We start from the raw sequence: 9,197 nt of genomic DNA, 5'->3' as shown, positions 1-9,197 counted from the left end.
CGCAGCTTTATTTCCTGGAGAAAAGATCAGCTACTGACTGAAGTTTCAATGTTGCTAAAGGGAGTAGGAAGTGAATTCCACATACGTTATACGTGATTGCTTAAGTGATTAATACTGTATAGGGTAAGAGCTCCTCTAGTTCAGGCTGTGATGTTTGGCTCTTACCCATAGAGTGGTCTTTTCAGATCTGATCACTATTTTTCCGTGTTCTTCCGTGGGTTGTGTATTCCAGTGATGCTGACACTCAGTTCCAGAGATTGTGGCCCATTCATGCTGGAGATTCTGACCATCCTTTCCAGTGATTGTGATCCACCGCGCTGATGGTTTTGACCGGCAAGAGTTGGGACGAATCGTACCTGTGCTGCACCCATGCAATCGCGCGCTCAGCGTGCTAGGCGGTGTTCTCATTTGATGCCGAAGGTGCCGCCAGTATCTCGCTGCTTTTTGTAGTTGGGATTTGTCGGTATTGGCTGCGTGATGATCACTGGCAATGAATCGAGGTGTTATTGATGGGCAAATTCAGTGACAGTGACTGGCGGCCAGAGATAGTTGAGGTCTTTGTCGAGACGGTGTTCTTCTGAATTGCCCGAATCGGCCCTCTCTGGCACGACACTCCAGAAGCCTATGACCGTTGGCACCGTATGTATGTGCGGTATAGCCGCTAGTAATGCAAAGGAGTGTGATTGGCCTGATTGAGAACGTTCCCTGTAAAGTTGCTCGTGGCCTGCTCATAACAAGGCCAAGCTTGTTATGAGCCTCTTCCCAGATACTCTTCAAGGGGCCGCCGATTAAGACTTCAAGGCGGGCGATCAATAGGATCATGTCCCGTGAGGCGTACTGGGGCCGGTGCAACGGCAAGTGTTTGCCCTGCTAACGCCGCTCCCGCAACCACTCAATTAGTTCAGGTAGTGGCATCGGCCTGGCAAACCAGAAACCTTGCCCTTGAGAGCATCCTGCCTCCCGCAGGAAGGCTAGCTGCTCCTCCGTTTCAACCCCCTCAGCCACCGTGCGCATGCTGAGTCCTTTGGCCATACCGAGAATGGCCTGCACGATAGCTTGATCGCTACGGCTTTCAAAAAGACCAGAAACGAACGATCGATCGATCTTCAGCTTGTCAAACCGCAACTTTTTCAAGCGGTTCAACGACGAAAAGCCGATGCCAAAATCATCCATTGCCAAACGGATACCGGCCTCATGCAGTTCATCCGAGGTCTGCAATACCTGGGCCGAAGAGTTCATTGCCACACCTTCGGTGATCTCAAGCTCCAAACGCTCAGCCGGCAGTCCAGTGCTGACAAGTAACTGATGAACCAGCGCGCAGAATCCGGCTTCACTGAACAACGGGGCACAGATGTTGACCGCTACCACCACATCCAGCAGGCCCGTTTCGATTAGCGTCATATTGTCTTTGCACGCCTGGCGAATGACCCAGCGTCCAATAGTCGGCATCAGGCCGTATTCCAGTGCTACAGGAATAAACTGATCAGGTGCCACCAGGCCATTAACGCCATCACGCCAACGCAGCAAGGCCTCCATGCCGCACGGCTGCAAGGTCTGCATATCGAACTGCAACTGGTAATGCAACTCGAACTGCTCTAGCGAAATGGCCTTGCGCAAGCGACTGAGCAGGCGATAGACCTGCTCGGATCGTTCACGTAACGCTTGATCGAATAGGCGAATACAGCCGCCTCCTTCCACCTTGGCCTGATACATGGCGATATCAGCTTCATTCATCACCTCATCGGCTGTCAGACCGTCATCGGGGTACAGGCTGATGCCGATACTTGCGCCAACACTCAGTGCCCGATTATCAATGACGAATGGCTCCTTCAGCGCCTCCATCAACCGTGCGGCGATGTGGGAGGCTGTTTCCCCTTTGGAATCTAGAATGATAGAGACGACGAACTCGTCTCCCCCCACCCGACCTAATAAGTCACTATCGCGCAAGGTTTTCTGAAAGCGCTCAGCTGTTAGCTTGAGCAAGCGGTCGCCAACCTGATGACCATGGTTGTCGTTGATCTGCTTGAAACCGTCCAGATCGATGAACAACACCGCAATGTTCCGCCCACTGGTCTGACAAGCCTCAATGGCTCTGGACAGCCCTTCAATAAACTCACGTCGATTGGCACACCCGGTAAGCCCGTCGTATTTGGCCAGAAAGGCAATGTGCTCGGTGAACTTACGGCGCTCACTGATGTCGTGGCAGATGCCGACGAATAACTGCTGGCCATCCTGACTGAACTCACTGACGCTCAAATGCAGCGGAAAGCAGCTGCCTTCTTTGCGCTGGCCCGTGACCTCTCGGCCAATGCCGATGATCTTGCGCTCACCGCTGGAGCAATAGTTGTTTAAATAACTGTCGTGCTCCTGGGCATACGGTGCTGGCATCAGCATGGAGATGTTCTTGCCGAGCATCTCGTCCGAACTGAAGCCGAAAAGCGTTTGTGTAGACTGGTTAACCGCCTGGAGAATACCGCGTGCGTTGATGACCATGATGGCATCTACAGCGGCATTGAAAATGGCACCGGCAAGCGCTGACTCCAGGCCATCCCATGTATTCGGTTCCGCCCCGTCAGGCACCTGATTGTTCTCTCCCGGTTTTCTCATTTCAGTTACCGAAGCGCTCAACCAGTGCATGCATGGCATGTGATGTCTGTTTCAAGTCGTTGCCCACCTGCGCGGACTCTCCCGCCAGCTCGGCATTATGGTCAGAGGCTTGGGCAATGCGCGTGATCTGCCGGGAAATATCCTCGGCGACATGCGCCTGTTCTTCTGATGCCGCCGCCATCTGCTGGCCCATGTCATGGATCAAGTCAACGGCGCTACTGATTCCTTGCAGCGCCTCCTGGGTAGCGATCACCTGCTGCACACCGGCGGCGGCCTCTTGGGTGCCGGCCTGGGCTATCGTCACCGCGTTCTGCGCCCCCGCCAACAGTGTCTTGATGATGTCCTGAATAGCCTTGGTCGACTCCTGGGTCTTCGATGCCAAGGCTCGTACTTCATCTGCCACCACGGCAAAGCCCCGGCCCTGTTCACCGGCCCGTGCCGCCTCGATGGCCGCATTCAAGGCTAGCAAGTTGGTCTGCTCGGCAATTGCCCGAATCATGCCCGCCGCCTGTTCAATAGCTTGAGTGTCGCGCGCCAATGCCTCCACCGAATCGCTAATCCCGGACACCGTATGTGCCAAGTTCTCGATCACGTCGCGTGTCTTGCCAGCCTCGGCAGAGCCGTTACGAGCCAGTGTATTAGCCCGCTGCGCCTCATCTGCGGTGCGATGAACATGTGCTGATACCTCGGCAATCGAGGCCGCCATCTCATGCATGGCAGTTGCCGTCATATCGGCTTCACTGCGCTGAGCCAGCAAGGAAGTTTCAGAACTGCTGGTCAATTGTCCACTGCGCTGGGCCAACTCTGAGCTATGGTCGGCATAGTCTTCGAGACGGCTAAGTACGGTACTAATTCGCGCGCGCTCACTGATCAAGGCCATTTGTATCTGGGCGGGCTTGCCAGTCAGGTCGGTGTAGGTTCGGGCGATTAGTTCGCTATCGAAGGCCCCATGTACCGTGTTTTGTAAACGAAATAGCAGGTTTTCGGTAGTCCGACTTTGCCAAGCCTGCAACGCAAATATGGCCACCACTGCGCAGCCTATGGCTATTGCAGGAGACAAGAAAAAGTTCGCTGCCAACACAAGCAGGCTGGCAAACAGAGGCATAGCCAACTTACGCAAGAAACGCGAGCTTGCTTCTGCTGAGCTGGTTGCTGCGCCAGAGCGCATGCTTGCATACAGTGCAGAGGCCCGACGCACCTGTTCGGCCTCTGGCTTTACCCGTACAGACTCATAACCCGTTACCCGGCCATTTTCGGTTATCGGCGTCACATAGGCGCTGACCCAGTAAAAATCACCGTTTTGGCAGCGGTTTTTGATGATACCCATCCAAGCCTTACCGGCCTTAAGGTGACTCCACATGTGTGCGAATACCGCTTCCGGCATATGCGGATGGCGCACGATATTGTGTTCTGACCCCAGCAGCTGATCGCGTTCGAAGCCGCTAATGCTGACGAAGGCATCATTACAATAAGTAATGGTGCCTTTCGTGTCCGTAGTCGTAATCAGGCGTTGAGTTCCAGGGAAATCGCGTTCTTTCGTGGTGACATGACCATTGTTTTTCATCTAGTAAAGCCTCTGAACCAATATTCAATGATAACAAAAAGCCATCTTACCAAAAAGCTATTTTAGCATCCCGGATGATTAGCTGAATCGGCAATTGGTCGTATATCTTTTGAGTGAAACCGGGCAGTTGCAGTCAGTTTTTGCGGTCGTCCCATACCATGCGTGAGCAGCATGCTGCCAGTAGCTTGCCTTGCTGAGCAACTTGCCAAAGTGGAGTACGCGCCCTCCGGAGCTTGACACCGCTGAGTGATTCGCTACGCCCGCTGACGGGGCGCCTTCAAACAGGCTTTGAGCTACGTACGATGTATTATCACGCTGCCTGACGCCCCTGCCACAGACTGATGCGCATCTGGCACAAATGCTCCACGAGCACGCCCGCGAACGCTTGACGATCCTGTCGTCGCGTACCTAGCTGGGGAAGGCGCTGCCCCGCTCAGTTGTAAGTTCATCTATCAGCCAGCAGCCTGCTAGCTCTGTGGATCAGCATATAAAGAAGCAGGTAACGACTCGCTCTCGAGCCGTATAGGACGCCCTGCTCCAGAGCGTTTTCCTCCCCATTGCCCTCGCACATCCGAGCGGCAGCGATGCCACCCCTCGGCCCGTATTAGCATCGGCCAGATCAGTAATGGATGCTCGTACAGATGCTGATTGATAAGTCGATAAATTTGATTGGCCTTGGGTGGCAGGCCATCAGGACAGTGCAATAGATCAACCAGCATGCTCACGGCATTCGTATCGTTGAGCTGCTGCTGTCGTTCCCCGAGCAACTGCCACAGCAACGGGCGACGCTCAGTCAGCCAAGTCACAATGCCCTGTTCGGGGAACAGCACCACGGGAGTAAAGAGCCCTTCATGGAACTCCGTCACTTCCCTGGTCAGGATGCGATTTACCGCCTTATCGAACCGCTCTCTTTGGCGAACGCCTGATTTGTAGCGGGCCGCCGCAGCTTTCGTTCCGACCTCATCCTGAAGCGGAACATTGGGGGAATGGTGTGCGCAGAGCTTTCTTCCTGGCAATGGCTGCCGCCAACACAGCGTGCAAAAGCTGAACGGATCAAGTCGCAGGCCATTTTCCAAGCGCAAATGGCTCTGCACGGAAATCTTCAGTTGAGTACACATGCTGAGGAAGTAGGTGACCTCAATGACAGTCGGGAACGTGTACTCCCTTGGCGGCCAAGTCGTGTAGTGATGGATAAGCTCCACTGCCTTCATTACTTCAAACAGCAGAGGGGTGTTACTCTTGCCAACGCAACATCCCAGCTCGGCATAAATTCCCCAGATGCCATTCCAGGTCGCTATGCGCTGCCCATAAAGCACATGGCAATGCTCAGGTGGGATCAAGGGCTGTAGATACTGCCTGATCAGTCGCAGCGCGATTGCCGGCGTAACAGCGATGTCAGCAGCGTGCAGCCTGATTGCCCAGAGGGCAACCGCCACATCCTCGTATACGAAAGAATCGAGAAATTCATCGTTCAGGTAGAGAGGCAAATCAAGTGTCCAGTCTGGCTAGTAGCTAGGTATCCACCAACTGCCTAGCATGCGTTATCGGGATATTGCAGCTCAGGCAAGGGGATAACGGTGGATACGATGACACTCATGGAGGTGAGTCAGATTCTCAGAATTTCTGAACATACGGCTCGCAACCGATTGAGCATGGGCTTGCCGATGCCGCCTTCGTTTCGCGTCGGTCGCCGCCGCTTGTTCCTCAAGCAGGAGGTCGAACGGTGGCTGGCCGCGCAGGCTGGAGTATCCGGCAGCCACGACCACTAAAGCCCAGAAAACTACAGGACATCACGCTATCAATTAGGTCATGCGAGCAAGAAAAACTGTGGACGCAAAAAAGACCGGAGCAGCAACTCCGAGCCTTTTTCTAGATGACATAAGCACCTTCAACGCTTGTGGATTCTCAGCGTCCTTCTATCGGCTGTCAAGGCCGAGGGGCAGGTACTGCCTGCCGTTAAGCGCCCTCCACAGGGCAAGAAGGAGTATGGATGAGAGTCAGGATTGAACCGCGCCTGCTGCGCGAAGCCGTGCGCCTGCACTATGGCACACGTTTATCGACACGCGAAATCGCTCATAGCACCGGGCTTTCGCGCAACAGCCTCAAGCGCTTGTGCCGGCACTTAGAAAACGTTGCCCTCGATGTGGGTCAGCTTGCTGAATGGAGCGACGAACAGCTTTATGAGCGCTTGGGTATCAAGCCATTCAACGGCTTCCGCCTGAAAGCCTGCCCCGACTGGAACTGGGTGCATTCTGAAATGCGTAATCCTTGCGTCACCCTGGAACTGCTCTGGCGTGAATGGCGGGCCACCGAGCCAGACGGCATCGCCTATTCGCAGTTTACGGCCAGCTATCGCAGCTTTCTGCAACAACAACCATTGGCAATGCGTCAGCTTCATCTGCCTGGCGACAAGCTCTTTTTGGACTTTTCCGGCAAGACCATGCCGATCTATCTGGAAGGTCAATCGGAACCGCGCCTGGCACAAATCTTTGTTGGTGTGCTGGGTTACTCCAGCTACACCTTCGCCTGTGCCGTGTGGAGTCAACGGATTGAAGACTGGATGCACTGCCATGTGCAGGCCTTCAATTTCTTCGCAGGTGTACCCCGCCTACTGATTCCCGACAACCTCAAGGCGGCGGTGATCAAGCATGGCAAGGATGAAGTTCAGCTCAACCTGATCTACCAGCAACTGGCCCAGCATTACCAAGCCGTCATTCTGCCGGCGCGTCCGCGCAAACCCAAAGACAAGGGCAAGGTGGAAGCCGGAGTGAAACTGGTTCAGCGCTGGCTGCTGGCAGCTCTTCGTCACCGTCGGTTCTTCAGCTTGGCAGAACTCAATCAGGCCATCCTGGAATTGTTACCGGCATTCAATCAACGCCCCTTCAAGCGACAGCCCGGCTGTAGTCGGCACAGCCTGTTCGTTGAGGTGGAGCAGCCTGCGCTCCAGCCGTTGCCAATCCACGCCTATGAGCATGCCGACTGGCGCTTCAAGGTACGGGTGCGCAGTGACTACCTGGTGGAGTACGACAACCACCACTATTCAGTACCGAACCGATTAGTTCAGCAGCAAGTGGATGTCCGCGCTACTGGCGAGGTCGTGGAGGTTTTTCACAATCATCTGCGGGTCAGCAGTCATCTCCGACAGTATGTTTCCGGCATCAGCATGCAACCGGAGCACAGGCCGCCGAACCACCAGTATTACGCTGACAGTGAACCCGCCGCATTGCTCGCCTGGGGCGAGCGAGTCGGGCCAGCACTGCTGCGACACCTGCAATATCACCTGACCGAACGTACCGATGTGGCCAACGGGCACAAGGCTGCCAGCGCCTTGCGCAAAGAAGCTCGCTTGCATGGCGATGCCCGACTGGAGGAGGCCTGCGCCTATGCGCTGACCATCAAGACCTTCGCCCTGAAAAGCCTGCAATCCATTTTGCGCGAGCAACCCGACAAGCGCCCTGGCCTGAAAGCTTTACCCAGCTCGACACCGGCTCACGAAAACCTGCGTGGTGCCCATTACTTTGCTGATGAAAAGGAACGCTCGACATGCTGAACCAGCAGACCCAAAGCAAGCTCCAGCAACTGCAACTGTCCGGCATGGCCAAGGCCTACCGCGACCAGCTTGAACTGCCGCGCATGCAGGAACTGCCCTTCGATGATCGCCTGGGCCTGATGGTGGATCGTGAACTCAGCGAGCGCGAGAATCGCAAGCTATCTCGGCTGCTGAAACAGGCAAAGTTGCGCTATGCCGCACACTTGGAGGATGTTGACTACCGCAGCAGTCGAGGCCTGGATAAGCAAGTGATCGCCAGCCTGGCGGGCTGCACCTGGATCGGTCAGCAACAGAACCTGCTACTGACCGGTGCCACCGGCACAGGCAAGAGCTGGCTCGCCTGTGCATTCGGCAGCCAGGCCTGCCGGCAGGGCTACTCGGTGATCTATAAAAGCGCTTCGAAGCTCTATGAAGAGCTGCAAATCGCCATTGGCGACGGCTCCCTGCCCAAGTACCGAACGGCCTTGAGCAAAGTCCACCTGCTGATCCTCGATGACTTCGGGCTGGCACCGGTAGAACCCACTGTGGGGTATACCTTGCTGGATATTGTCGATCAACGCATGCAGACCGGCTCACTGATCATAACCAGTCAATTCCCTACGGAACACTGGCATAGCATGTTCAGCGACGCCACGCTGGCCGAGGCCATCCTGGATCGCATCGTCCACCGATCACACCGTATTGGGCTCAAGGGCGAGTCCTTGCGCAAGCAGGCTGTCAAGGCGCAGTGACCGATAGCGGAGGGGGCATTGTCCCCTTCGCTATTTTCGCGCCCGCGAAAATAGCCGAGTCAGTGAGCTGCATCTCAGGTGGAGTAAGCAGGCATGCACTACGGCTTCGTCGGCATCTCGAAAATGTCCCTTTAACCAAGCCTCCAAAGCGGAAATAACATCACTGATACGCACGACGAGCATAGCTTTGCGCTGCATTGTGTTCGCATGTGGTGTGCCCAGATCAGCATAGGCGTTTGAACTAATTTTCTCGACGTGCATTTGATGGAGTCAAGGCGGTTTGAAATTGCATCCATATTACCCTTGGCGGGTGGGCCAGAATCATCAGCGTAGTGGATCACAATCACTGGAAAGGATGGTCAGAACCTCCAGCGTAGGTGGGTCATAACCATTGGAATAAAGTGTCAGAACCAGCAGCGCCCACAGTGGGTTCCGTGGCAAAGGTTTTGATAAGTTAGTTTTACAGATTGGTATGACATGGCGAGCTTATTTTGAACACCGGTCAAAATAGGTGGATGGTCACCAAATGGTCACGGTTTGGTCACGGAGGTGAGTTTGACATAGGGAGAAAAAAGAGGATTAGCGAGGATAAAAAAGCAAAAAGCCCTTAGCTATCAATAGCTAAGGGCTTTTTAAAATGTGGCGGAGTGGACGGGACTCGAACCCGCGACCCCCGGCGTGACAGGCCGGTATTCTAACCAACTGAACTACCACTCCGCAAAGCTTGATAGTACGGGACTAAATT

The 9,197-nt window shown here is 54.8% G+C and carries 6 protein-coding genes and 1 tRNA gene; 3 read left to right on the top strand and 4 right to left on the bottom strand.

The window, feature by feature from the left end:
* Positions 1-870 precede the first annotated feature (870 nt).
* The 3 genes from IEW52_RS15265 to IEW52_RS15255 form a co-directional block, all read right to left on the bottom strand.
* Positions 871-2,607, bottom strand: coding sequence for a GGDEF domain-containing phosphodiesterase (locus IEW52_RS15265; protein ID WP_188630942.1), 1,737 nt, complete (start codon positions 2,605-2,607; stop codon positions 871-873).
* A 1-nt stretch (position 2,608) separates the two neighbouring features.
* A complete protein-coding gene (locus tag IEW52_RS15260) occupies positions 2,609-4,171 on the bottom strand; it encodes a methyl-accepting chemotaxis protein (protein ID WP_188630941.1) in 1,563 nt (520 codons plus the stop codon).
* Between the two features lie 467 nt (positions 4,172-4,638).
* Positions 4,639-5,658 carry a hypothetical protein gene (locus IEW52_RS15255; RefSeq protein ID WP_138763660.1) on the bottom strand — a complete coding sequence of 340 codons (1,020 nt, stop codon included), beginning with the start codon at positions 5,656-5,658 and terminating at the stop codon, positions 4,639-4,641.
* A gap of 99 nt (positions 5,659-5,757) precedes the next feature.
* On the opposite strand from IEW52_RS15255, the gene IEW52_RS15250 reads away from it, so the two are divergent.
* The 3 genes from IEW52_RS15250 to istB all read left to right on the top strand — a co-directional run bounded on the left by IEW52_RS15250 (position 5,758) and on the right by istB (position 8,452).
* Positions 5,758-5,940: a helix-turn-helix domain-containing protein gene (locus tag IEW52_RS15250; protein ID WP_110973476.1), complete on the top strand. Its 183-nt coding sequence runs from the start codon at positions 5,758-5,760 to the stop codon at positions 5,938-5,940.
* A gap of 221 nt (positions 5,941-6,161) precedes the next feature.
* Entirely contained in the window at positions 6,162-7,721 is a 1,560-nt protein-coding gene (istA, locus tag IEW52_RS15245) for an IS21 family transposase (RefSeq protein ID WP_188630940.1), read from the top strand.
* On the top strand, positions 7,715-8,452 hold the full coding sequence (gene istB, locus IEW52_RS15240) for an IS21-like element helper ATPase IstB (protein WP_110973478.1): 738 nt from the start codon (positions 7,715-7,717) through the stop codon (positions 8,450-8,452). Before istA ends, istB begins: the two co-directional genes overlap by 7 nt.
* Before the next feature lie 640 nt (positions 8,453-9,092).
* Here istB and IEW52_RS15235 read toward each other — a convergent pair.
* Positions 9,093-9,169: transfer RNA gene (locus tag IEW52_RS15235), tRNA-Asp, on the bottom strand.
* Positions 9,170-9,197: the final 28 nt, after the last annotated feature.

Origin of the sequence: Oceanisphaera marina (assembly GCF_014643915.1) — a bacterium.
Lineage (GTDB): Bacteria > Pseudomonadota > Gammaproteobacteria > Enterobacterales > Aeromonadaceae > Oceanimonas > Oceanimonas marina.
This window is presented reverse-complemented; position numbering and strand designations above follow the sequence as displayed.

Coding starts and splice junctions, on each gene's coding strand:
- IEW52_RS15265 (WP_188630942.1), bottom strand. CDS start 2,607: ATGAGAAAACCGGGAGAGAACAATCAGGTGCCTGACGGGGCGGAACCG.
- IEW52_RS15260 (WP_188630941.1), bottom strand. CDS start 4,171: ATGAAAAACAATGGTCATGTCACCACGAAAGAACGCGATTTCCCTGGA.
- IEW52_RS15250 (WP_110973476.1), top strand. CDS start 5,758: ATGACACTCATGGAGGTGAGTCAGATTCTCAGAATTTCTGAACATACG.
- istA (WP_188630940.1), top strand. CDS start 6,162: ATGAGAGTCAGGATTGAACCGCGCCTGCTGCGCGAAGCCGTGCGCCTG.
- istB (WP_110973478.1), top strand. CDS start 7,715: ATGCTGAACCAGCAGACCCAAAGCAAGCTCCAGCAACTGCAACTGTCC.